This is a genomic window from Rufibacter sp. JT20002 (genome assembly GCF_056491185.1).
The window spans coordinates 1,085,919-1,109,361 of record NZ_JBSZJY010000001.1; the positions used below are offsets into that span (position 1 = coordinate 1,085,919).

At 49.3% G+C, this 23,443-nt stretch carries 18 protein-coding genes and 1 tRNA gene; 12 read left to right on the top strand and 7 right to left on the bottom strand.

The window, feature by feature from the left end:
- Positions 1-27: 27 nt before the first annotated feature.
- Positions 28-2,160 carry a polyphosphate kinase 1 gene (gene ppk1 / locus ACW9SV_RS04215; RefSeq protein ID WP_479555488.1) on the top strand — a complete coding sequence of 711 codons (2,133 nt, stop codon included), beginning with the start codon at positions 28-30 and terminating at the stop codon, positions 2,158-2,160.
- Between the two features lie 126 nt (positions 2,161-2,286).
- Here ppk1 and ACW9SV_RS04220 read toward each other — a convergent pair whose 3' ends face one another.
- Together ACW9SV_RS04220 and ACW9SV_RS04225 are read right to left on the bottom strand one after the other, a co-directional pair.
- Complete coding sequence (locus ACW9SV_RS04220; protein WP_479555489.1) at positions 2,287-3,378, bottom strand: DUF6268 family outer membrane beta-barrel protein; 1,092 nt, start codon at positions 3,376-3,378, stop codon at positions 2,287-2,289.
- A 1-nt stretch (position 3,379) separates the two neighbouring features.
- Positions 3,380-7,126: a metallophosphoesterase gene (locus tag ACW9SV_RS04225; protein WP_479555490.1), complete on the bottom strand. Its 3,747-nt coding sequence runs from the start codon at positions 7,124-7,126 to the stop codon at positions 3,380-3,382.
- A 633-nt stretch (positions 7,127-7,759) separates the two neighbouring features.
- On the opposite strand from ACW9SV_RS04225, the gene ACW9SV_RS04230 reads away from it, so the two are divergent.
- Positions 7,760-8,947 (top strand): Pycsar system effector family protein, encoded by a 1,188-nt coding sequence (locus ACW9SV_RS04230; RefSeq protein ID WP_479555491.1) that lies wholly within the window; start codon positions 7,760-7,762, stop codon positions 8,945-8,947.
- An 80-nt stretch (positions 8,948-9,027) separates the two neighbouring features.
- Here ACW9SV_RS04230 and ACW9SV_RS04235 read toward each other — a convergent pair whose 3' ends face one another.
- Together ACW9SV_RS04235 and ACW9SV_RS04240 are read right to left on the bottom strand one after the other, a co-directional pair.
- Positions 9,028-10,170 (bottom strand): DUF2652 domain-containing protein, encoded by a 1,143-nt coding sequence (locus ACW9SV_RS04235; RefSeq protein ID WP_479555492.1) that lies wholly within the window; start codon positions 10,168-10,170, stop codon positions 9,028-9,030.
- Between the two features lie 439 nt (positions 10,171-10,609).
- Positions 10,610-10,810 carry a hypothetical protein gene (locus ACW9SV_RS04240; RefSeq protein WP_149089523.1) on the bottom strand — a complete coding sequence of 67 codons (201 nt, stop codon included), beginning with the start codon at positions 10,808-10,810 and terminating at the stop codon, positions 10,610-10,612.
- A gap of 362 nt (positions 10,811-11,172) precedes the next feature.
- On the opposite strand from ACW9SV_RS04240, the gene ACW9SV_RS04245 reads away from it, so the two are divergent.
- Positions 11,173-11,244: transfer RNA gene (locus tag ACW9SV_RS04245), tRNA-Arg, on the top strand.
- A 644-nt stretch (positions 11,245-11,888) separates the two neighbouring features.
- On the opposite strand, the gene ACW9SV_RS04250 is transcribed toward ACW9SV_RS04245, so the two are convergent.
- Positions 11,889-12,257: a T9SS type A sorting domain-containing protein gene (locus ACW9SV_RS04250; protein WP_479555493.1), complete on the bottom strand. Its 369-nt coding sequence runs from the start codon at positions 12,255-12,257 to the stop codon at positions 11,889-11,891.
- Positions 12,258-12,417: 160 nt separating this feature from the next.
- Between ACW9SV_RS04250 and ACW9SV_RS04255 the strand changes: the two genes are divergently transcribed.
- From ACW9SV_RS04255 to ACW9SV_RS04265, 3 genes are all read left to right on the top strand, one after another.
- Positions 12,418-13,536 (top strand): NAD(P)/FAD-dependent oxidoreductase, encoded by a 1,119-nt coding sequence (locus tag ACW9SV_RS04255; RefSeq protein WP_479555494.1) that lies wholly within the window; start codon positions 12,418-12,420, stop codon positions 13,534-13,536.
- Positions 13,537-13,786: 250 nt separating this feature from the next.
- Positions 13,787-14,896, top strand: coding sequence for a type III polyketide synthase (locus ACW9SV_RS04260; protein ID WP_479555495.1), 1,110 nt, complete (start codon positions 13,787-13,789; stop codon positions 14,894-14,896).
- A complete protein-coding gene (locus ACW9SV_RS04265) occupies positions 14,889-15,632 on the top strand; it encodes a methyltransferase domain-containing protein (protein ID WP_479555496.1) in 744 nt (247 codons plus the stop codon). Before ACW9SV_RS04260 ends, ACW9SV_RS04265 begins: the two co-directional genes overlap by 8 nt.
- 428 nt (positions 15,633-16,060) lie before the next feature.
- On the opposite strand, the gene ACW9SV_RS04270 is transcribed toward ACW9SV_RS04265, so the two are convergent.
- A complete protein-coding gene (locus ACW9SV_RS04270; protein ID WP_479555497.1) occupies positions 16,061-16,963 on the bottom strand; it encodes a histone deacetylase family protein in 903 nt (300 codons plus the stop codon).
- A gap of 180 nt (positions 16,964-17,143) precedes the next feature.
- On the opposite strand from ACW9SV_RS04270, the gene ACW9SV_RS04275 reads away from it, so the two are divergent.
- The 3 genes from ACW9SV_RS04275 to ACW9SV_RS04285 all read left to right on the top strand — a co-directional run bounded on the left by ACW9SV_RS04275 (position 17,144) and on the right by ACW9SV_RS04285 (position 19,340).
- Positions 17,144-17,779 (top strand): porin family protein, encoded by a 636-nt coding sequence (locus tag ACW9SV_RS04275; protein ID WP_479555498.1) that lies wholly within the window; start codon positions 17,144-17,146, stop codon positions 17,777-17,779.
- A gap of 389 nt (positions 17,780-18,168) precedes the next feature.
- Entirely contained in the window at positions 18,169-18,699 is a 531-nt protein-coding gene (locus tag ACW9SV_RS04280; RefSeq protein ID WP_479555499.1) for a TlpA family protein disulfide reductase, read from the top strand.
- A gap of 14 nt (positions 18,700-18,713) precedes the next feature.
- Positions 18,714-19,340, top strand: coding sequence for a thioredoxin family protein (locus ACW9SV_RS04285; protein WP_479555500.1), 627 nt, complete (start codon positions 18,714-18,716; stop codon positions 19,338-19,340).
- A gap of 105 nt (positions 19,341-19,445) precedes the next feature.
- On the opposite strand, the gene ACW9SV_RS04290 is transcribed toward ACW9SV_RS04285, so the two are convergent.
- A complete protein-coding gene (locus ACW9SV_RS04290) occupies positions 19,446-19,799 on the bottom strand; it encodes a hypothetical protein (RefSeq protein WP_479555501.1) in 354 nt (117 codons plus the stop codon).
- Between the two features lie 288 nt (positions 19,800-20,087).
- Between ACW9SV_RS04290 and ACW9SV_RS04295 the strand changes: the two genes are divergently transcribed.
- The 3 genes from ACW9SV_RS04295 to ACW9SV_RS04305 all read left to right on the top strand — a co-directional run bounded on the left by ACW9SV_RS04295 (position 20,088) and on the right by ACW9SV_RS04305 (position 22,832).
- Entirely contained in the window at positions 20,088-20,729 is a 642-nt protein-coding gene (locus ACW9SV_RS04295) for a C40 family peptidase (protein WP_479555502.1), read from the top strand.
- Between the two features lie 299 nt (positions 20,730-21,028).
- The gene (locus ACW9SV_RS04300) at positions 21,029-21,907 is read left to right on the top strand and encodes a YkvA family protein (RefSeq protein WP_479555503.1); all 879 of its coding nucleotides are present in this window, start codon (positions 21,029-21,031) and stop codon (positions 21,905-21,907) included.
- Positions 21,908-22,079: 172 nt separating this feature from the next.
- The gene (locus ACW9SV_RS04305; protein ID WP_479555504.1) at positions 22,080-22,832 is read left to right on the top strand and encodes a M48 family metallopeptidase; all 753 of its coding nucleotides are present in this window, start codon (positions 22,080-22,082) and stop codon (positions 22,830-22,832) included.
- The last annotated feature ends 611 nt before the right edge of the window (positions 22,833-23,443 follow it).

Here is a 23,443-nt window from a genome sequence, read left to right on the forward strand (position 1 = left end):
TGCCCTGCCACGCATAAACCAACCTGAATGGCGGCTAAAGATTCTATTGACGTAACAACACCTTCTTCGGCCAATCCTCCAAGCCAGGAAACCCCACTTATCAGTAGGGAGCTGAGCTGGCTTGCTTTCAATTACCGGGTTCTGCAAGAAGCCAAAGACCCGCGGGTGCCCCTGTTGGAGCGCCTCAACTTTATGGCCATCTTCTCCTCTAATTTGGACGAGTACTTCAAGGTACGGGTGGCCACCATGCGCCGCCTGGTCAAGCTGAAAAAGAAAACCCGCGAGAAACTAGAAGACGACCCTTCGCCGGAACTGGAAGCCATCATTGCCGAGGTTTCCAAGCAGCAGCAGGAGTTTGGCCAGATTTTCCGGAACGAGATACTACCGGAACTCCGCAGACAGCACATCCACCTGATTGACGAAACCGAGTGTACTGACGGGCAGCATAAAATGGCCCTGGATTATTTCCGGCGACAGATAAAGCCCTTGCTGGTGCCCATCATTTTCAGCACCAACCCCAGCCCGCTTTTCCTCAAAGACCAGACCGTGTACCTGATGATCCGCCTGAAACCAGGCCCTAAACAGGAAAATCAGCAAGAGCAGTACGCCATTCTGGAGATTCCAACCCAGAAACACGGAAGCCGCTTTGTGCAGCTTCCTGTTGAGCAGGGCGAGCACTATGTGATGTTGCTGGACGATGTGATCAGGGTAGGGTTGCCGGAGCTTTTCCCCGGCTTTGCCGAGGTGGAAGCTTATGCCGTTAAACTTTCCCGCGATGCCGAATTGGATATAGAGGAAGAGGTATCGGGTAATTTAATGGCCAAAATCAAGAAAAGCCTTAAAAAACGCGAGAAAGGCCGCCCCAGCCGATTGCTCTACGATCCTGAGACTCCAGAGCCCCTGCTGCACGCCTTGCTGGACCGCATCGGCATCACCACCGATGAGTTAGTGGTAGGCAGCCGGTTCCACAATTTCCGGGATTTCTTCGGCTTCCCTAAGTTCAAGATGCCGAACCTCTACTACGAACCTCAGCCGCCCCTGCCCCACCCGGTGCTGGAAAACGCCCCCAGCATTCTGGCTGCCATGAAAGAGCAGGAGTTTATGGTGCACTACCCATACCAGAAGTTTGACTACGTGCTTCGGTTTTTTGAAGAGGCCGCCAACGACCCCGCGGTCACCAGCATCAGTGTCACCCTGTACCGCGTAGCTGATAAATCAAAAGTAGCCAAAGCTTTGATCAGGGCCGCCGAACACGGCAAACTGGTGACGGTCGTGGTAGAACTGAAAGCTCGCTTTGACGAGGAATCTAACATCTACTGGGGCAGCAAACTGGAACAGGCCGGCGCCAACGTAATCTACGGCTCAGAGGACCTGAAAGTCCATAGCAAGATTGGCCTGGTAACCCGCCAGGAAGACGGACAGGCGGTACAATATGCCTACCTGAGCACCGGCAATTACAATGAGAAGACCTCGCTTATCTACACCGACCACGCCCTGTTCACCACCGACACCCGGCTTACCAATGAACTCAGCAAGGTGTTCAACTTTCTGGTAGACGGCGGCCGAGACCAAACATTTGAGCACCTAATGGTGGCGCCCATTAACCTGCGGGAGAGTCTGGTGAAACTGATCAGGCACGAGATGCAACTGGCACAGGAAGGCAAGCCGGCGTACATTGTGGCTAAGATGAATGCCCTACAAGATACCCGCATGATACAGCAGTTGTATGATGCAAGTAAGGCTGGGGTGAAGATTGAATTACTGATACGCGGCATCTGTAGCCTTATCCCGGGAGTGCCGGACTTAAGCGAGAACATCTCGGTGCGCAGTATTGTGGACCGGTACCTGGAGCATGGCCGCATCTACGTGTTTGGCAACGGCGGCGAGGAGAAAATCTACGTTGCCTCCGCTGACTGGATGAACCGTAACCTGAGCCGCCGGGTAGAGGTCGCCTTCCCGATCTACAACCCTACCCTTCGTCAGGAGATCAGGCATATGCTGGATATCCATATGAGAGACAACCAGAAAGCCCGCCTTTCAGATAACCAGTACTGGAGTTCTGAGGATGCAGGGGCTTCCATGCACGCGCAACAAGCGGCCTACCTTTACCTGAAAGAGAAAGCCACCCAAGCTGGGCTGCTTACCACCTCAGACGCGTAAGTACCCAATTTCTAGCAGCATAAAAAGTTGAAGCCCGCTATACAATCATAGCGGGCTTCAACTTTTTATTGGGTTCCTGTTTAGAAGCCATTTTCAGGAAAACAGCCTCTAAACAGGTAAGTAAAACTACTGCTTCAGGAATCGGCGCGGAGGCACCAGGAACAACTCTACGTTGAAGTAAACGGCGTCTTTAATGTGCGTCTCAATCAGAGGATTGGCCGTGCGTTGGCGTCCGTCATACACGTTAAACCGGTGGTTGTAGCGGTATCCAGACTCCAGGGCAAACCACAGGAAGTCATAGATTTCCCTATCCCAGCGGAGGCGGCCTTTGATCTCTGATTTCCGTAGCTCCACGGTCTCGTACTGATTGAAAGGCTCTGTGTTGATGTTGATGTTGTAGGTGGCGCCCTCAATGCGGTACCCCATATAGAGAAGCGATTTCTCTGAGAAATTACGCCGGAAAGTCACGTTTGCCGGGAAGATGGCTTCCACGCCCCATCTGTCGTTGAAGGTGCGGTTGTACAGCAAGGCAGGGTAAATGGTTTGCCGACCAAAAGCGTAGCCCAATTGAACCCCTACCCCATACGACAAGTAAGGACTTTTCTTCCAGCCGTAGATGGCCTCCATGGAGGTTCTCAGATAGCGCGTCAGGCTGATATCCCGATACTTGCCGTAATCTCCGTTTAGCTCGCCCTTCACCCTGAAGATGATGTAGTTTTTCTCATTGATGGGTCGCAGCATTACTAATTGTCCATCCAGAGACCGCAGGTTTTTATCCTCCAACCGTTGGTACAAAGGGTATTGCTGGTTCTCGGGCTCTTTGAAGTTGAACTCCTCCAGAAAGTACCCGGCCCCCAACACCAGTTTGAAATGAGGATTATTGACAAGCGGCGCATAAGCTTTAAACTCAAAGCGGTTACTTCTGAGCACATTAGCCCGGGCATCCTCCACATCGCTTTGCTGCCCCCTTGAATGCATGCCAAACCGGGGCAGCCGCTCATACCGGATAATGACTCCCTTGCTCTTGCCCATGCCTATAACAGACGGATTGGCGAGTTCCTGCGGATCGGTGGCGTGCTGCGCCGCCCGAATAGAATCAGTGAAAAAGCCTTGCGCCTGCGCTTGGTTTGCTGCGCTTTGCAGCATCAAGGCCCCCATTAAAGTCAGGCCCCAACTTCTGTAGCGAGACGCATTAATACAAAATAAAGTTGATGCCATGTTAAAACAGGAAGCCAAAGTTCAGGTTGAATAGTTTATCGTCTTCGCCTACAGAGTACGTGGCATTGATTACCGCCTGCTTGAGCACGTCAATCCAGATACCGCCACCCACACCTCGGTGAATCTTATTTGAGTTCTCGTTATCGGCCCAGACGCGACCGTGGTCTACCAGACCCATCACCCCAAACTTACCCGGGAACAGGTACACGTTAAATTTGAAGACCTCTACCCGCACCTCGGTGTTTTGGTAAAGGGAGCTGCGCCCGGCAAAACGGGTACGCCGGTAGCCGCGCAGGTTGGTAAGCCCACCCAAGGTGTTAGCCTGATAGAATGGAAAGTCCCCGAAGTTATGAGCGCCGCCAAACCGAGCCGCCAGGGTAAGCTGGAACGGCAGACGCGGCCCAATGTAGAACATAAACTCAGACCCAATGCGGCCGAAGTTCCTGCCTTCTCCGCCCAACTGGCGGGTGTAAGAAAACTCATTCAACCACTTCAGCCCGATACGGGGGTTGATAGGGGTACTTACCGCCTGCAGGTTCAGGTACCCTCTTAAACCGGTGAACTGCTCCATCCCGAAGACTTCCTCAGAGAAGATTTCATCCACGTACCGGCCAGGGTAATGCTGCAATTCATACCGATCATAAAAAGGCCCTATGCCCATTCTCACGAAATGAGTAAAGCTAGTGTTGATGGTAGGAGACACCATCATGCGAGCCAACCGCACACGGTAGTACTCAATATCATCCCGCTCCTGTTCTGTCTCGTTCCCCAACCCAAAGAAGTTGATCTGGTACTGGGGCCCGTAAATGGCGGCTTTTACCCCCAGGTCTAAGTTGTCATTGAAGACCTGCTTAAACTCTGAGTCATACCTGATGTTGTAGGCACGGGTGGCAAAGGCGTAATTTCCGCGCAGGTAATGTTCAGACGCGTACGGCTTTTTCCTGAATTTATGGTTGCGGTAAAGTAACCCACCACCCAGGAACAAGCCATCGTCTACGTTATACTCAATAGACAACCGAGGGCCTAGGTACGCTAATTTATAGTTATCGCGGTCATAGAGGTTGACGTCTTCGAAGGCTTCGGTTTTGTCTTCGGCTTCCTGGCTGAGGGTCAGTACATTTTTCTCGCCCGTGAAATCATAGACCTTGGTTTTACGCACCGCCCCCTTCACAAAGGACCTGTCTGCGATGGAGTCGTTGCCTTCGCCACCAATGATGCGCACCATAGGGCTGTTTCTCACGTTTCCGGTTACTTCAAACACGTCATCGCCGCCCAACCCATACAACCTGATCTCTTCCGTCTCTTTGTTGAAAAACAGCCTGCGGTAAAGCTCTTTGCTTACTTGTCCTTCTTTGTTGATTTTGCGCACCACCACCTCGGTCTGGTCATCTGAGATACGGTTTACTTCAAACCGCTCGCGCTTGTCTGACCCGGCAATGTCTACGTCCTCGGCTAAATGCACATAGTACTTCTCGGCCACCTGCGGCAACAGCTCCCTTCTTGACTTTAGTTTGGAGATAAGCTCAGGCCCAGAGATGGGGTACACCTCAGGAGGCATCTGCCGTACGGCTTCCTCAATAGCGGCGTCGGTCATGGAGGCTTTCACTTCATTGGCCAGCGCAATCCACTGCTCGCGGGTGACACTGGACAGGAAGGTGCGGTCTATGGTTAGAGCAGTCAAGTTAAGGCCTTTGTAATCGCCGTAGTCTTTGCCAAAATGCTGAAAGTTACGCACCGCCCACCGCCGGCTCACGAGCCACGGAATGATGCCATCGGCTTTGAAGAACGCAATGTCCCGGTCTTCAGGCACCGGCCGGTAGGTTCTGTTGTCTTCGCCTGACCTGGTTTCTACCCAACGCCACTGGCCTTCGTGCCGGTCCCAGTCCCCAATGAGCATGTCCAGTAGACGGGCACGGGCAAACTCCTGCTCGTTGACCCGGTTGTCATGGTCATTCTGCTTCCGCTCCAGTAGTTTCTCGGTTCCAATAATATTGGTGGCATTGCCCAAACTGGCTACGTCTGCGTGGTCTTCGTCGGCGTCTTCCTCTAAAAAGGCTACGGTGTTGTTGAACTCGTCCAGGTACTGGCGCAGGCGTGGGTCACTGGGCACATACACCAGCTTGGGGTTGGTGTGGTAAACCCCTGCGGCATCGGCTAACTTGGCGGCAATCAAGGCTCCGTACGGGTGCTGGGCCGAGATCTGGTCCTGCAACAAATCACGGGCGAAGGTTTCCTGCAAGGCCACCGGCAGCACGTTGGTGGGGTCTTTGTTCACTGAACGCAAGGTGTACTCCCGCCCCTCCTCATTGCGTAGTTTCAAGGAAGAAGTCTGTTTTCCGCCTCCTTTTTGGTAAGGCACCAAACCGCCGCGTTCCCGCTTCAAGTCCAGCAAAGGAAGCGTTACCGGGGTTTGCCATTCTCTGCGGTAGTGGTTTCCTAACAGCCCTTTCTTGAATGCGCCCGCCCCATAGGTGCTGTTGGCAGGCATGGTGATGGTGCTGTCTTTGTAGTCTTCTGTTGACACCGCAATCTGTTCTGCCTCCGGTTTGGTTTTGGCGTACATAGGCATCCGGAAAGACAGCTTGGCGGGTTCATCGTCATCGTTCTTGGCCCAGAACTCTACCCACGCCTCACCATTCTTATAGTAGTTGACGCGGGCATATCCCTGTGATTTCTCGGCGTAAAGGGCATCACCGCCGTTCTTCACGTGCTGCGTCTTACAACCCGCGCCACTCACAATGTGCGACAGTTTCCCTTGCTTGAAATACTGCAGGTTGTGCTCATGTCCGGCAGCGTAGACAATGTTGTCATACTTGTTGAATACGCCCATAAGCCCATTGATATAGGCCTGATAGCTAGGATGCGGAATATCTTGGGCAATACCACCGTACTTACGGGCCAACGGATAGATAGACCCAATGATAGGCAGGGGCAACACCCAAGCCTTTCTCAAAATGGTCAAAGGAAACAAGTGGTCGGTTAAGGTAAAGTACCCGCCGTGGATACCGTTACTGAACAGCGGATGATGGCCCACTACCACAATATTCTTGTCTTTGTTTTTCTGGATGATGTCCTCTAATTGCACCAACACATCTACCTCACTTACGGCTCCGCAGGGCGTATCATCGCCGTAGGGTTTATCATAGGGGTGCAGCCACCAGTGGGAGTCCAGCGCAATCAAGACGATCTCTTCTTCTATCAGCACCTCGAAAGGACCAGGGCAGCCGTTACCGGGCACAAAAAAGTCGGTACCGGCCACTATGTTACTATCGGCTAGGTATTCTTCTACGAAACGCTCTTCCCGCACCACGGCATTCCAACCGTCGGGGGTACCGCTACCACCACCCCAATCGTGGTTCCCGGGGATCATGTACTTCTCGCCCGGGTATCCTTTCAGAATGTCCAACTGTGCCTTCATGCGCTCCTCGGCAGTTTTGCGGTCGTAGGCGTCTGGCTCTGGCAAGCCGTTGTGGTAGATGTTGTCTCCCAGGTACACCACGGCACTTTTTGCCCCGGCCCGGTCAATCTGGGATTTCAGGTGCATCAGGGTTGGGTCGGGTTTATCGGTGAGCGGGGCTCCAGCGTCGCCAATCAGGAAAACACTGTAGATAATCTCAGAGGTGTCTTTAGGCGTTTGAGACTGCCAATCAAGTACATTGCGGGCATAATAAGGTTTAGAGACGGTACAGGCTTGCACCAGCCAGAAAACGGCAAACGGTAAGAAGAGGAGAATGTATTTTTTCTTCATGAACAATAAAAACAAGACTTTCCAATCTGCGGGCCCAGGTTCCAGGGAAATAGAAGCAGAAAGTACTCAAGGACGTAAAAGCTGCTCTTTATACGGAGAGCGGGCGTCCGAGATTATCCAGAACCTTCTAAATAGCTTGAGCAGAATATTTGCCTCTATGACGTAGGCACGAAGCCTAGGGTTAGAAGAATTTTTAGGATGCCACTTCTTACAGTTCTCTGGGGCTTTCTTGAAATACAAATTCCTATTTCTTCCCTTTTAGAGTCTTTTTCATGAAAACGGCTTCAAAGCTTGCACTATCAATTAAAATCTGTTGTGGACGAGTCACCTTCATTAAAATGGGTTTTCTGAAGGCAAATCCCTTAACTACAAGACCAATCCGGGGAAGTTGCTTCTGCCGAGGACCTTAGTTAAAAGTGCAACCTTTGTTTTAGGGGTATCTTGGCAAAAACAGGCCTAAAACGAAGCTTAGCTTAACTAGTAGACCTTACCTCCTTCTTACTGCCCAAAACGTTTTCAGCTAACCTTCAAAGCTGGTTTTGCGTTGTAGACCTGTTGGATTCACCTATAACCTAAACGGCCATCACGCTGTTTTAGACAAGTGCTACAGGCAATACCGCCCTCACCTATTCTATGGAAAACGAAGATCTCATCCGGAAAGCTGGCAACTATGTGTTCACGCTTTTCAAAGAGAAACTATCTAAAAAGTTAGTTTACCACAACTACAAACATACGTTTGAGGTGGTAAAGGAAGCCAGGGAACTGGCCGAGGGGTACACGTTGCCCCCAGAAGAAATGGAGATACTCATGTTGGCGGCTTGGTTTCATGACACCGGCTATATCACCACCTATGAGAACCACGAAGACGAGAGCGTAGAAATTGCCACTGCTTTTCTTAGGGAACACAAGTACCCCGAGGATAAAATTATGCAGGTGAACCAATGCATCATGGCCACCAAGCAAAGCCAGATCACGCACCATCTGCTGGAAGACCTTCTGGTAGACGCAGACATGGCTAACATAGGAAAGGACACCTTCTTTGCCACCGCCGAGTTGCTGCGCGTGGAATGGGAGATTTTCTTAAACCGCACCTTCTCTGACCTGGAGTGGGCGCAGTACCAATTAGACTTCCTGCTTTCGGTCTCTTTCCGGACCCAGCCTGCCCAAGCCAAGTACTCTAAGCAGCTCAGCAAAAACATACAGGACCAACGGGCACACCAACAGGAACTGGCCAAAAAGAAAAAGAAGAAGGAGAAGAAAAACCGCGAGGACCTGGCCCAGCCCAAACGGGGGATTGAGACCATGTTCAAGAGCACCTATGACAATCACATCAGTCTAAGTGCCATTGCAGACAACAAGGCCAACATGATGATCAGCTTGAACGCTATTATCATGTCCATCATTATCACGTACCTGGGTACCAAGTCTTCTATCATTGGGGCAGAGTTTACCAGAAACCCTATTTTGATGATCCCGGTGGGAATCTTGCTGGCCACTACCCTGGCCTCGGTGATTTCGGCTATTATCTCAGCGCAGCCGGAGGTAACCAGCTTCAGGTTACGGCCCAACAAGCTTACCAGCCGCCGTATCAACCTGCTGTTCTTCGGGAACTTCACCAAGATCCCGCTGGAGGATTTCCAGAACGGCATGCACGAGATCATGCGTGACAAGAACGCCCTCTACAACAACATGATCACCGATATCTATTACCTGGGTGACGTACTTAAAAACAAGTACCGCCTGTTGCGCATCTCGTACACCATTTTCATGATCGGGATTATCTTGACCGTGGTTTCCTTTGTAATTGCCATAGCTCGGTAACGAAACAAAGAAATCATAAAACAGAAGGGGCTGCCGTTTGATTACGGCAGCCCCTTCTGTTTTATAAGGTGTATAAGCGATTACTTCAGCCTATTGGCATACAGCTGCTCACACAGGTGCTTGAGCTGATGCAGCGAGGCTTTCATGAAGCCTTTTATTTGTTTGCGGCCAAAGTTGTCATAAAAATAATCTCCCACCGATACCCTGCTGTAATGGAACTCCAGCGTAATGAGGGTTCCCTCCTGCTCTTGGTACAGATGGTAAAAGATCAAAGAGTTAGGAAACATCTTGAAATTGGCCATCTTCTCAATCACCTCAATTTTATCAGCTGTCACCCGATTTTGGAGGGTTTGCATTTCTATAGACCCGCCTTTCTCCATGTCGCAGAAATAATTAGTGCCAATGCGGTTCACCTTTCTGGTATCAAAGCGCGCACTTTTCACTCGGTGCATCCATTTAGGCTTTAGCCGGTAATTCTGGACCACCCGCAACACCAACTCTACCGGGGCCTTGATATGATCCCGCAAGGAGAAGGTATTGGGGTACTGCTTATGAGTATGCTCTGCCTCTGGATCAGTGACCAGCAGACGCAACGGGGTCAGAAAGGCATATTTATACCGTACATCGCCCAGATGCTCGTAATTGTTGACTCCGTCTTTCAGTTGAGACCACTCAAAATTCTGAGAAACCACCTCTGGGTCTTGGGTCTTCAGGTACCCCTCGGTCATGAGCACGTATTCAGAGCCTACTATGCTGTTTTTAAGCAATCGGTGGGCCAAGATGACATCCGTGCCCATCAGTTTGATATGGTCTCGTATTTGGGTCACACTAATGCGCCCATAGTGCACCACTATTTTAAGGGTAAGCTGATTTTCTGATAGTTTTGAGCTGGACAGGATATCATCCCGCTCCATAATGCGAAGGTAGTTCTGGAAGTCCAGAAAAATTTGTTTGCATTGGCTTACAATCTGCTCAATGGCGGGCGCTTCCCCGATCTTGTAAAATAGGATAGCGTCTCCCTGAATCTCGCAGACCTCCATGTTCAGGATGTTGCCCTCAATGATAATCTCCAGTAAGTCAGCAATTAGGTTACGGCTGTACTGCACCCCGTTTTCATGCATGAAACGGGTAAAACCGCTTATATCCGGAATGAACAGCAGCGCGGGCTGCGTATCATCCGCCTCATGGGGTTCTATAGAAATATTGGTTACTGTTGACTCCATGGAATATCATCTAAGTCAGAAGCCGTTCAGTTGAAGTACTCAACCCATGCCCTCGTCTGTTGGGTTACAGCCAACGCCTCCTATACGTGAATACACCCTATTCCTTTGCCTTTCTGGCCTACTTGTTTAAAATTTTCCTGAACCGCTTCTTCCGCGCACCTTGAAAACACAGCTTACTCGCCTCTAATAGGCATACCTCTGGTTTAAGGCTTACAAAGTATGGTTTACGAGACAGGAACTGAAACTACTGCCTTTTACGGCACAAAGAGAGAATATATTCAACCAATGAATATTGATTTGAAGGGAATTCAAACCAGGAGCATTTTCTTACCTTTCCTGATTTACTAGGCTTTCAATAAAAAAAGCCTATAAACAAAAAAGGAGTGAAAGGTTCTCACTGAGATCCCCTTCACTCCTCTAAATTCTTCTTAGATCCTTCTTAGGAATTAGCGTCTGCGCTTTTAGGCTTACGGCCTCTTTTAGCACCTTTTGGCTTGTTTAATGAATCTGGAATTTGATTCAAAGCCTCATTCATTTGGCTAAAAATACCTAGCATCAATTGAACATCTTCTACATTCTGACAGTCGCGGATAACCTCCATCTGCATTTTGTCAAGCTTGCTTTTAAGTTGATCTCTCATAGTAAATGGGTCGTTGTAAATTTAAATCGTTGCAAATATATAAATTACCTTGAATCTTCAGCATAAAGCCGACAATTGTTCCTTCTTATTTACTCTACGAATTTAGAGCTCTAATTTGTTTCTTATTTAATGAATTACTCTTATTATTATTGCCTTATTGAAAAATATATTTGCTAAAACCAGAAATTAAACTGGTTTCCGCTAAAGAAGTCTGCAATGGTTTATTACCTTTAGCATGCCCAATGGGAAAAACATTGCTTAAACTATAAGGGCAAACAAGCCATATTTGATGCCTTTGATATTTTCTGGCAATTAATTTTGCTTTACTTTTGCAGGGTAGTTCTTGCTGCCTTTGGTTTATTGGCCCCGTAGTTCAACGGATAGAATAGAAGTTTCCTAAACTTTAGATCTGGGTTCGATTCCCGGCGAGGCCACATTCCTTTCTCCTCCATTATACCCGTTACAAGCCCTTACCTCCACAATTTCTCGTCTCCACAAATTAACTCAGGTAAAACCAATCAGTTTTTTCTAGCAGCGGCACTTTAATTATTGCAAAAACCCGGCTAGCGGCAACTGGTTTGCATTTAGAATAACACTATACTGCTTATCCTTTCTAAACAGAAAATTACAGCTTTACTTATCGGTTATTGTATAACAGGACTATCCTGAATTTCAGGTTTTCGGTTATCTGCATCTGTTTGCGTAATGCCTTGTGTTCCAAAAAGCCTGGAATAAACAACAAAATAACCATTCGTATAAAAGCACATTTCTTTTATTATTAATACGCAGTACATCAATTCAGCAACCCACCTCCATTCTGAAAACCTGAGACTTACACCCTAATTTCCTTTCAGGAAAAAAGTCAAGACCTAGAATTTTACTAGATAACGTGCTTGCTTCTAGATAACGTGCTTGCTTCCTTTTCAAAACAGGACCAACCTTTCAGGACCTGATTTCTTTTCTACACAAAGTATTGATTTCACAAAAAGGCTTTTCAGTTTAGAGCTGCTTTCCCGAAATGGCAATAAAAAAGGCAAAACCTTTAGGGGTTTTGCCTTTCTGTGTAAGTTGCTAAGTACTACCTGAGAATCACTTTCCTGACTTCGCTGTACGAGGGAGCTTCCAGTTTCACGTAGTACAACCCTTTAGCTAGTTTATTTAAATCCAGTGTTTTCATGTAGTGGGTCTCCGGGTCTTGAATAACTTCGCGGTAGACAACGTTTCCGATAACATTCATGATCCGGAGATCAGTTTTTTTACCTTCAAAGCCTTCTAGGGAGATGGTAATAACACCACTGGTAGGATTGGGGTATACAGACATAGATTGATCTTCTACGTCAACCTTTGCGTCACTCTTCTGTTCTGTTGGCAGCGGCCGGGTTCTCACCTGGGCTGGCAAATCATAGAAGGTGAAACAAATAATCAATAAGAGTATAAAGTGTTTCATGGGGGTTTCTTTATTCTTGAACTCGAAAACGATCCTGCGTTTGTATCTATTCTTAACGATCATAACGCGCGATGGTTTTGCATTTTACACTGAACAAATACTTAAATCTATTGTTTCAAATAACATTAATTGAATAATAACAACATCTAAACCAAGCCCTATGGTTAACCGTGAAGTCATTGTCATTGGAGGAGGATTAGCCGGTCTGGTGAGTGCTTTGCAACTATCTGGGCAGGGCGTAAACGTGACAGTGATAGAGAAGAAAAGGTTTCCTTTTCATAAGGTATGCGGCGAATATATTTCCAATGAGGTAATTCCTTTTCTGGAAAGCTTGGGGGTGAACATGGAGGAGCTAAATCCCGCTTATCTAACCCATTTTATGCTGTCTTCTCCTGCGGGACGCAGCTTGCAAACCCCGTTGGATTTGGGCGGTTTTGGCGTGAGCCGGTACCGGTTAGATCATTATCTTTACCTTATGGCGCTGCGGCAAGGGGTCACCTTCAGGCAGCAGACAAGCGCCACTGATGTGCGTTTTGACGTTAACACGTTTACGGTGACGCTCTCCTCTGGAGAACAACTTCAGGCACCGGTGGTGATTGGAGCATATGGTAAACGCAGCACGTTGGACCGCCGACTAAACCGTTCTTTTTTTGAGGAGCGCTCCCCTTACCTAGCGGTGAAATACCACGTGCGCACCCACCTGCCCAAACACGTCATCGCACTCCACAACTTCTCAGATGGGTATGCCGGGGTTTCCGCTATTGAAGACGACCGCTATTGCTTTTGTTACCTGACCACCCGCCAGAACCTTAAAAAGCATGGTACCATTGCGGCCATGGAAACGCAGGAATTAAGCAAAAACCCCTGGCTGCGCGAACTCCTGACCAACAGTGATTTCCTATACCCTCAGCCCGAGGTCATCAACGAGATCTCTTTTGCTCCCAAAGCTTGCCTGGAAGACCACGTGCTCATGAGCGGAGACGCCGCGGGCCTCATAACCCCCCTTTGCGGAAACGGAATGGCCATGGCGATCCACTCAGCGAAGATCCTGTCTGAACAGGTGCTCCGTTTCCTGAATGGGTTGCAGACCAGAGACCAGATGGAAGCCGCGTATGCAAGCGCCTGGCAGCGGCAGTTTGGCGCTCGGCTGCAAACCGGCCGACTGGTTCAGCGCCTCTTCGGCCGTCCCCTACTGTCTGAGCTGGCAGTGGCTAGCCTGAAAGTGTTGCCCGGTGCGGTGAAGGTCATCATGCGACGCACCCACGGCAAGCCCTTCTAGCCTTAGCCCTACTTCTTGCCATAACTTATTATAAAGGCTGGAAGCTTTTAAACTCTTTTTCTTAAAACAAGGCCTAAACAACACGCTTCGCCCATACCACACACCTAAAAGCCTGCGCCCACAGTACAACCCGGGCAGGGCAAAAAGAGTACTTATACCCAGCAGGCGATGATCCCTATCTGCCGAGGGCCCTTGCAAAACAATCTGGTCCTTTAAACATCTTGCCGCTTTTTTTGCTTATACTTAAGATATGAAGAGTTACCTCTGCGCCATCGGCACGGCTAATCCACCGCATGCTTTTCCTCAGCAGCAAATTGCTGATTTCATGGCCGAGGCCCTTCAGCTAGACGAGCAAGATACGCGCAAGTTAAAGGCCTTGTATAGGGTATCGGGCATTGACCAACGCCACACGGCCCTGCCCGATTACGGCCGCCAAAACGGGGACTATGAGTTCTACCCCAACACTCCGGGCCTGGAACCTTTCCCTACTGTGGGCGACCGCATGCAGCAGTACCGGAAAGCCGCGTTGCCACTCTCAGTAGAAGCCGCGCAGGAGTGCCTGTCCCAGATTCCGGACATGGACACCAGCCTGATCACCCATCTGATCACAGTTAGCTGCACCGGCATGTACGCCCCGGGCTTAGATATTGAACTAGTAGAGGCCTTAGGGCTGCCCACCCAAGTGCAGCGCACCTGCATTTACTTTATGGGATGTTACGCCGCCTTCAATGCCTTGAAAGTTGCCGATACCATTTGCCGCGCCGATGCCGATGCTCGGGTGCTCATTGTCTGCACCGAGCTGTGCACGCTGCATTTCCAAAAGCAACCAGAAAGCGATCACCTGGTTTCCAACTCCCTTTTTGCCGATGGCGCAGCGGCCGTCTTGGTAAGTCCCAAACCGCTTTCACCTTTATCGCTCAGGGTAGATGCGTTTCATTGCGATTTGGCTCCCTCAGGGCATAAAGACATGGCCTGGCACATCCACGATTTTGGGTTTGAGATGACGCTTTCTTCTTATGTACCGGCCTTAATTAAGCAAGGCATTGGGCAATTAACGCAGTCGCTGCTGCAGAAACTGAACCTCAAGTTAGAAGAAATAGACTTGTTTGCCATTCACCCCGGCGGTCGAAAGATTCTGGAGGTGATTGAGCAGGCGCTGGGCTTAACGGCCAACGACAACAAGCACGCCTACCAAGTGCTGCGGCAGTTCGGGAATATGTCATCTGCTACGGTATTGTTTGTGTTGCAGGCCCTGTGGCAGGAACTGCAGCCCGATCGCCACGAGGCCCCTATCCTTAGTTTTGCCTTTGGGCCGGGGCTTACCCTAGAATCCATGCTACTCTCGGTGCACTATGTTTAAGCAGCGGTCCACGGAGTTGGAGTTGATGGATGACCTTACCCTCGCCAGTGAGGATCTGCGCCGCAACCTGCAGGAACTGGAATTCATTAATATCTGGCTAGGCGGTCATGATGTCGTGCGCCATGGCTTAAACCAGATCATCAAGCACCCGCTTTTCGCCTCGTTTCCTGAAAAGAAGCTCAAAATAGCCGATCTAGGCAGCGGCGGCGGCGACACCTTACGCATGGTAGCGCAATGGGCGCGGCAACACCACCTTGCGGTAGAATTGGTGGGGATAGATGCCAATGCCTTCATGCTCCAGTACAGCACCTCTCTTAGCCAAGATTACCCAGAGATCTCCTTCCGTCAGCACGATGTCTTTTCCCATGAATTTGCCCTTGAGCAGTTTGACGTGGTGATTTGCAGCCTTTTTCTGCACCATTTCCAGGACGAGGAATTAGCATCTTTGCTGAAACAACTGAAAAGCCAGGTGCGGGTAGCCGTTCTGATCAACGATATCCACCGGCACCCTTTGGCTTATTATTCCATTAAAGGGCTGACTAAAGTTTTCTCCCGCTCGTATTTAGTCAAAAATGATGCGCCACTCTCGGTGCTGCGGGCTTTTTCAAGGGAAGACTGGCGGCGCATTCTGGCCAAAGCCGGGATTACCGCCTACCAGTTGCGCTGGCGGTGGGCGTTTCGCTGGCAAATTATTTTTGGCCCTGTTTCAGAAAAAGCGAAGCAAAACGGAATTTAATTTACTAACTTACTGATACATAAGTCAATACACGTATTTACCGCATACTTCAAGGCAGAGTAAATACGTAGAACACTTAAGGTTAAAAGCGTAGCCCGTTGCTGTCTACGCGTATTGTTTCACCAAATTCTTACCCATGGGCCGAAGTTCCTCTAAACATTCTGTTCAGTTTTGGCTGCTTTTAGCGGCATCCCTCCTTTTATCTGCAATGGTCATCAGCCTGCTCTTTGAGATTATGAAGGCGATGGTCTATTTACTTCTTGTGCTCCTCCTGGTGCCGGTCATCTACCTCGCACTAAAACGCTCCCTTCCCTTCTTCAGGGCATCAGACGCCAAATTGAAAACCCGAATTTGAGTAGAGTTTAGCAGTTAGAGGCTAGGTAGTAGACCCCTGAAAGTCGAGTATCTAGCCTTCAACTACTATTGTCTTAAAAGAAGATCTGCTGGGCCAACCGGTAGGTATTGGCGTGTGCCTCCACAATGTCTGCGATGCGGGTAGAATAACCTCCGCCCATGCTGCAGCACACGGGCACCCCGTGTCGGTGACACAAGTCCAGCACCAATCGGTCACGCTCTTTACAGCCGGCAATGGTAAGGGCCAGTTTGCCAAGCTTGTCAGACCCCAGCACGTCTACGCCGCTCTGGAAAAACACGAAGTCGGGGGCCACGCTCTTCATGAGGGCAGGCAGGTGTTCCTGCAAAAGCTTTAAGTAAGCCGTGTCTCCTATCCCATCGGGCAGCGGAACGTCCAGGTCTGATTTTTCTTTGTGCAGCGGATAGTTGTTGCCGCCGTGCATGCTGAAAGTAAACACCCGTGGTTCGTCTACAAAAATCTGGGCGGTGCCATTTCCCTGATGCACGTCTAAATCCACGATGAGGATTTTGCTGGCCTTTCCTTCATCCAACAGGTACTGCGCCCCCAAGGCATTGTCATTGAGCAGGCAGAATCCTTCTCCCCTATCTGTGAAGGCGTGGTGGGTACCGCCGGCAATGTTCATGGCTGCCCCGTGCTCCAGAGCATAAGAGGCCGCCTGTACCGTCCCGCCCATGATGATCACTTCGCGGTCCACCAATTGCTTTGAAAGCGGAAAACCAGTCTTCCTAATCTCGGAGGGGGTAAGTTCCAGGTGGCGTAACCGGTGCCAGTAAGAAGCTTCATGCACCCGCTCAATACGGTCTTCTGATAAAGGATCTGGCCTGAAGAAATTCTCCTGCGTCACGGTGCCTTCGTAGAGAAGTTGCTGGGGCAGCAGTTCATACTTGAGCATCGGGAACCGGTGATTTTCCGGGAGCGGATGCGCGTACTCAGGAGACCAGGCTATTTTAAGCATAGTGGAAACTCAAATCTATGTTTAGGACTATTCCCATCCTTCGGGCTTATCCCCATCCTAATGCCTAAGTGTCTAGGGTAGATGTTTGCTTGCAACATTATAAGCACGAGACAGTATAAGAGGTACAACCCACTTTTCTAAAAAGGGTTTTATGTATCCATCCCAAATGTACTACCTACTATGAAAAAACTTTGTTTACTTCTTATAAGTGTATTTTTCTTTGAAACAGCTCAGGCTCAGGAGCGTGTCTTGAACAGGGGCGTCATCAACCATAACGAAGAATCTGGCGGCGGAGAACGCACCAACAGCGGTTTCGGGGTGAAAGGTGGGGTACTTTTCAGTTCCCTGCAAGGCGACGGCAAAGACATGCTGGACAACTTGAAATCTTCAACCAACTGGCACGCCGGATTTTACTCTCAGTTTAGTTTGGGCCGGGTTTTCTCTATCCAACCGGAGGCACTCTACACCCGCCGCGAAGTAAACGCTGATGACTCGGATCGCCAGTTTGATTATATTGATGTTCCGGTACTGGGCGTAGTCAACCTGACGGATAATGTGAGCATCCATGCGGGCCCTCAGGTGGGAATAATGCTAACCGCCAAGCAAGACGATAAAGAGATAGACAAAGAAGGCCTCAACACCTTTGACTACGGTGCCGCGGCCGGCTTGGAAGCCCGGGTTTCTATTTTCAGAGTGGGCGGACGTTACTACCGCAGCTTTTCAGATTTAGGAAAATTTGATGCCGCCAACGCCAATCGTGCCTTGAACGACATCAAAGCAGGAAACTTCCAGATCTATTTAGGCGTAGGATTCTAGCAAGCGTTAATTAAGGGTTTTTACCAAGGAGGTGTTTCTTAGCAGAGACACCTCTTTTGCTTTCATGGCATTTCGCCTCTCTTTTTGGCCTTCCCTTTCAAAACCGCCCATAAAACATAAATTAATTTCATGGCCTGAGGTTTTCCCAGACAACGCCAATTGCTACAAAACTTCCTTGCTAAACCTCTCTGGCCATCCCTTATAAAAGAGGGAAATAGCATCGGTTTAGGGTCTTCTGCCCGCTCCTTTGCACCGCTTAAAAGGCGTTAATTTTAAGATAGCCTGGGCAGGATGAGGTAACGTTAGTATTTATGGTACTTTATTAAATTATCTATATGTTAAAATCGTATATAGCTGTACTTTAGTATAGATAGAATCGTTACATTGGTATGAACAACCGCACCCTTATGTTTCCGCGCAAATTCTTTTCCGTTTGCTTCTTTCTTTTCAGTTTCTTACTGGCGGGTACGGCAATGGCCCAGGCGCAGAAGGTTCCTATGGTGAAATTACCGCACCTGCAGCAATACCTGAACTCCACTTCAGACACCACTTACATCATCAACTTCTGGGCTACCTGGTGCAAGCCCTGCATTGAGGAACTTCCCAACTTTGAGGCCCTGCAGCAGCAGTACAAAGGACAACCGGTACAGGTTGTTTTGGTTAGCATGGACTTTGCGAAGGATTACGAGAAGAAAGTGATCCCGTTTGTGAACCGCCACAAATTGCAGAGCACCGTTTTCCTATTAGATGAACCAGACCAGAATGCCTGGATTGACCTGGTAGACCCTTCCTGGAGTGGCGCCATTCCGGCCACCCTATTGGTGAACAACGCCCGTAAACAGCGGGTCTTTCTGGAGAAACCCCTCACCTTGGCGCAACTGCAGGACTATATGACCACAAAATTCTCTAAAAACCCTTAACCCCACCCTTACTTATGAAAAAACCTTACTACTTACTTTTATTGCTGAGTGTATTCACACTATTAGGCACGTCTGCCTACAAAGCCGCTGAGGGTGGCTACCAGGTGGGCGACAGCGCGTCTGACTTCAAACTGAAGAACGTGAATGGGCAAATGATCAGCCTCAGAGACCAGAAAGAGGCCAAAGGCTTTATTGTCACCTTTACCTGCAATACCTGCCCATACGCAAAGCTGTACGAAGACCGTCTGATTCAACTGCACCAGAAATATGCGTCCAAAGGCTACCCGGTTATTGCCATTAATCCAAATGACGTGACCGCCTCCCCTGGTGACTCTTACTCCCAAATGCAGAAGCGGGCCAAAGACAAAGGCTTCCCGTTTGTGTACCTCTATGACGAAACCCAGGAAGTGGCCAAGCGCTACGGGGCTACCCGCACGCCGCACGTCTATATTCTTACCCGTTCCGGCCAGGACCTGAAAGTGTCTTACATCGGGGCCATTGACGACAATTCTGGTGACCCTGAGAAAGTGCAGAAACGGTACGTAGAGGCCGCTCTTAACAACCTGCTCACCGGCAAAGCGGTGCCGCAGGCCAGCACCAAAGCCATTGGTTGCACCATCAAGTGGCGCAATAACAGCTAAGCAAACCTACCCCTAAAACGAGGCTGCCGCTTCGGGGCTGTTTAATGAAAAACAGCCCCGAAGCGGCAGCCTCGTTTATGAACCTTAAAAAAATCCTACTATGCTTTACGCTTGGGCAGGAGGCGAATTTTTAGCTTTATTTTGTGCCAGGTGTGTTTCTTTTACTCCGGCCATCCGGGCTTCCACTTCATACTTGTTGTTGTAATACCCCACCCGCAGTGACTCTACAAAATAGAGCCACAAAAATCTGAAGAAGCCATGTTCCTGAAATTGACGCACATGGCAAAGTTCATGGGCCACCCAGGGGGTGTCCTTCAGAAAAATATCTTTGGAAACTCCGCTTAAGTGTATAGTTTTGCCCAGCACCATCGCCACGTTGGAGCTCTTCAGTTTCCAGCGGGCAATACGGGCAAAGGGTGAGTTCTCTACTATTTTTAACTTTTTTTCAAGGGATTCCATCTTTTTTATTTTGCCAAATTATACGCCATTAAGGCCTATCAGGCTGCATTTCACTTCTTTTTCCTTTTTCTTTTCCATCTAAAATACTAAAAGCGGCTTTATACGAGTTTGTTTTTAAAAGGTTTCATTTTTACCTTTGAAATAGTGAGAATATGTTGGGTATCAACAAACTCACGGTAAAAGGGCTTTCTTCCTGTTTTTTGGGCGTCTCTGACGCCGACAGCTGGAAGGGCCGCGAGGTGGTCTCTGCTGCAGCCGGTACCACCCGATGTTTCACCATTAAAACAGATGATGAAAAGTTACATTCTGTCTGCACTAGCCTTAGGCTCTGCGTTTTTGTCCTTCTTTTATGAAGTACAACCTTCTTCAGCCACTACTTATTCTGAAGAATCTCTTGTGATCACCCCATCAGAACAAATTCAGGAATGGGCTCTGGCACACAACAATTTCAGCACCTCTGATCCCCTCAGCGAGGCGCCAAAAGAGAAAAACCTTTCGTACAAAGACTCTCTTTTCTACAACTACTACTCCCAGTCTTTGGGCCTTCACCTGGATTACGATGAAGACAAGGCGCTACTGGAAACCGTAGCTGACTGGATTGGCACCCCTTACCGTTCTGGCGGAAACACCCAACGCGGCACAGACTGCTCTGGGTTTGTCAGCAAAGTCTACAAGCAAGTGTACGGCATCACGCTTACCCACAGCTCCCGTTCCATGTTCCATGAAGTGAGCCGAGTATCAAAAACCGCCATGGAAACCGGCGACCTGGTTTTCTTCCGCCGCGGCCCCGGTCAACCCATCTACCACGTAGGCATTTACTTAGAAGACGGCAAGTTCATCCATGCGGCTTCTAACGGCGGAGTGATGATCAACTCCCTGATGTCTCCTTACTACAAGAAAAACTTTTACGCAGCCGGTAGAGCTCTTTAATACCTGTTGCTTTCAAATAGAAAAGCGCCTGCTTCTGGTTTACAGAGCAGGCGCTTTTTTGTGCCCCTGGTTTCATAGGCTTTCCCAGAAAAAGGTTTGAAAACACCTGAAATAATAGAACCGCTGCGTCTAACTATTTACTTTAAATCAAGTATAAAAGATGTTACCAGCCAGAACGGGTTCAAGTGGTTCAGCAGGGAGGTAGCGCCTTTGTTTCCCCTACTTTTTTTGTTACTTCGCCTTTGGCCTTTTAACGTGTTCTGGCCTTTACGCCTACTGTTTTTAACCACAAATCTCATATGGAAAACGAAACCCACAACAGCAAGAACGTTCATGAATCTTCGTTCTTCAAGCGCTTCATTCACAGGGCTGAGGATTACCTCAAGCAGCCGTTGCGCATAAAGCAACTCTTGAACGATGCCTACAAAAAAGCGAGCGAACGCAAAGACTTTGGCACCATTGCCGCCGAGGTCATGGAAAGCCTGGGCACGTTAACGCGCCTGATCAAAGCATCAGTTTCTGGGGAGTACCATGGTATCCCTAAAAACACGGTAGTAATGGCCGTGGCGGTCCTTATCTACTTCCTGTCGCCTATTGACATGGTGCCCGACTGGATTCCGGTGATTGGCCTCCTTGATGATGCTACGCTGCTCGCCTGGTTTATGACCAGCATCAAAACCGAGATGGATAAATTCCACGCCTGGGAAGCCACGCAACCTGACCGTGGTGCCACCGCAGGTGCAGGTGCCATGGTGCCTTCTTCTATGAACGTAGACACTTCTGCCCACACACCTAAATACGAAAACGAAGCAGCGGGCCAACATGGTTCAAACCGCTTATCGGCTCCGTCTAGCTCAGGCGTGGGATCTTCGGGCTCCCAGCAAAACCCAACTTACGGCGAGGGCAACATGCAAATGGGGAACAACTCTTCGGGCTCCCAAGGGTCTACCGGCGGCATTATTCCAGAGCAAAACGACATTCCGGTGACCAGCTACCACTCCGTGGAAGGCACTCCCATCCAGGAGATAGACCCGACTGCTACCCATGATGCCGCCCCTACCGACCACGGCGTGCCTTCGGGCTACGGCGAACCCGAGGTACGAGGCTCTACCACCGACAGCACCCGCGTTCCCAGCAGCAACAGCTATGACACTGACCACGGTGGAAACGTACGCTAAGATTGCATGATGGAGAGATAGCATGAACTAAAATCATTTTTCACTCTCCCTACGGCTTATCAAAACAGAAAAGACGTCTCTTATGGGGCGTCTTTTCTGTTTGTGGCAGGCGAAAAGCTACTTTTCCGGGATAAGGAAAAATAGCTTGGCAGGCTGTATCTTTGTGATAGATATGGAGCGAAAGAAAAGTACCCCCGCCCTTACCAAGGGGATTCTGGAGAAGGAGATTGATACCATAGGCCTCGTGCAGTTTGTACCCAGCGCTACGGCCAAATACGTTAGAATCAGCATTAAACCCGGGAAAGGCGTGCGGGTGACCTTACCCAAACGCGCCACTTTGGCCCAAGCCGAGGCTTTTGTACAGGAGAAAGCCGCCTGGATCAGGAAACACCTTTCTTCGCAGCAGCAGGAACAACAAAAGAGTACGTTGTTTTCGCCGGAGGTTGAGTTCAGGACCCGTTTCCACCAACTATTGTTGCTTCCGCACCCTTTACCAAACTGCAAAAGCCGCATCAAAGAGGGCATCCTGTACGTGTGGTATCCTGAGCAGGTCACCTGGGAACACCCAGACATTCAGGACTACATTAAAAATGCCGTTGAATACACCCTGCGGCTGGAGGCCAAACGCTACTTACCCCAACGGGTAGCTTACTTCGCACAGAAATTCGGGTTCTCTTACCAGCAGGTCACCATCAAAAACGCGAAGACCCGCTGGGGCAGCTGTTCCCACACCAACAACATCAACCTGAACCTACACCTCATGCGCCTGCCAGAGCACCTCTGTGACTACGTAATTCTGCATGAACTGGCGCATACGGTTGAGAAGAACCACGGCCCCCGTTTCTGGGCTCTTTTAGACAAAATCAGCGGAGACGCCAGGGGTCTGGACAAACAGATGAAGGCGTATCGCTTGCAGGTATTTTAAGGAAGTTCTGAGTCTTGAGTTCTAAGTTCTAATTGGAAAAGGAGGCATTTCCCGTTTAGAACTGCTTTTCAAAAACGAACCAAAACCCTATCCACCCCTACCCCTCCTAGGAGAGGAATCCTCTCATTAAGCAGATCGAAGTACGTCCGCAGGACGATGTAAGTATTGCAACAGTTCAAGCAGTAGAAAACTCACATGCGACTTCACCAGCGGAGGGCCGCCTGCGTAGCCCGAAGCAAGGAGAAGCGCAAGCAACGGCGGTTCTAGCAACAATACCGTAAGCTCCCTATGAAACAGATAGCATTTATCAGGTGGTACCTGAATGAAGAAAAGACTGTTTGAGCGTCAGCGAGTTTCTTTTCTTCTTGATTCTTTTGGTTACTTTTCTCATCAAGGAGAAAAGTGACAAACCTCCAACCGGAGGAACAAGCGCCGGAGATAAAGTAAGAAGGCAGCAAAGGGTAACTACTATAGAATATGTATCCTAATATGCTAAGCCAGAAACCGCCTTTCCTGACGCTAGCGCCTCACTGAAGTTGCAAACTTCAGATAATGATAGGTCCAAGTTGAAAACTTGAACCATGGAACTTAAGGGGTCATCAAGTACTTCC

What these genes read in the sequence shown, in the direction of transcription:
- ppk1 (WP_479555488.1), top strand. Translation starts at nt 28, where the DNA reads ATGGCGGCTAAAGATTCTATTGACGTAACAACACCTTCTTCGGCCAAT.
- ACW9SV_RS04220 (WP_479555489.1), bottom strand. Translation starts at nt 3,378, where the DNA reads ATGGCATCAACTTTATTTTGTATTAATGCGTCTCGCTACAGAAGTTGG.
- ACW9SV_RS04225 (WP_479555490.1), bottom strand. Translation starts at nt 7,126, where the DNA reads ATGAAGAAAAAATACATTCTCCTCTTCTTACCGTTTGCCGTTTTCTGG.
- ACW9SV_RS04230 (WP_479555491.1), top strand. Translation starts at nt 7,760, where the DNA reads ATGGAAAACGAAGATCTCATCCGGAAAGCTGGCAACTATGTGTTCACG.
- ACW9SV_RS04235 (WP_479555492.1), bottom strand. Translation starts at nt 10,170, where the DNA reads ATGGAGTCAACAGTAACCAATATTTCTATAGAACCCCATGAGGCGGAT.
- ACW9SV_RS04240 (WP_149089523.1), bottom strand. Translation starts at nt 10,810, where the DNA reads ATGAGAGATCAACTTAAAAGCAAGCTTGACAAAATGCAGATGGAGGTT.
- ACW9SV_RS04250 (WP_479555493.1), bottom strand. Translation starts at nt 12,257, where the DNA reads ATGAAACACTTTATACTCTTATTGATTATTTGTTTCACCTTCTATGAT.
- ACW9SV_RS04255 (WP_479555494.1), top strand. Translation starts at nt 12,418, where the DNA reads ATGGTTAACCGTGAAGTCATTGTCATTGGAGGAGGATTAGCCGGTCTG.
- ACW9SV_RS04260 (WP_479555495.1), top strand. Translation starts at nt 13,787, where the DNA reads ATGAAGAGTTACCTCTGCGCCATCGGCACGGCTAATCCACCGCATGCT.
- ACW9SV_RS04265 (WP_479555496.1), top strand. Translation starts at nt 14,889, where the DNA reads ATGTTTAAGCAGCGGTCCACGGAGTTGGAGTTGATGGATGACCTTACC.
- ACW9SV_RS04270 (WP_479555497.1), bottom strand. Translation starts at nt 16,963, where the DNA reads ATGCTTAAAATAGCCTGGTCTCCTGAGTACGCGCATCCGCTCCCGGAA.
- ACW9SV_RS04275 (WP_479555498.1), top strand. Translation starts at nt 17,144, where the DNA reads ATGAAAAAACTTTGTTTACTTCTTATAAGTGTATTTTTCTTTGAAACA.
- ACW9SV_RS04280 (WP_479555499.1), top strand. Translation starts at nt 18,169, where the DNA reads ATGAACAACCGCACCCTTATGTTTCCGCGCAAATTCTTTTCCGTTTGC.
- ACW9SV_RS04285 (WP_479555500.1), top strand. Translation starts at nt 18,714, where the DNA reads ATGAAAAAACCTTACTACTTACTTTTATTGCTGAGTGTATTCACACTA.
- ACW9SV_RS04290 (WP_479555501.1), bottom strand. Translation starts at nt 19,799, where the DNA reads ATGGAATCCCTTGAAAAAAAGTTAAAAATAGTAGAGAACTCACCCTTT.
- ACW9SV_RS04295 (WP_479555502.1), top strand. Translation starts at nt 20,088, where the DNA reads ATGATGAAAAGTTACATTCTGTCTGCACTAGCCTTAGGCTCTGCGTTT.
- ACW9SV_RS04300 (WP_479555503.1), top strand. Translation starts at nt 21,029, where the DNA reads ATGGAAAACGAAACCCACAACAGCAAGAACGTTCATGAATCTTCGTTC.
- ACW9SV_RS04305 (WP_479555504.1), top strand. Translation starts at nt 22,080, where the DNA reads ATGGAGCGAAAGAAAAGTACCCCCGCCCTTACCAAGGGGATTCTGGAG.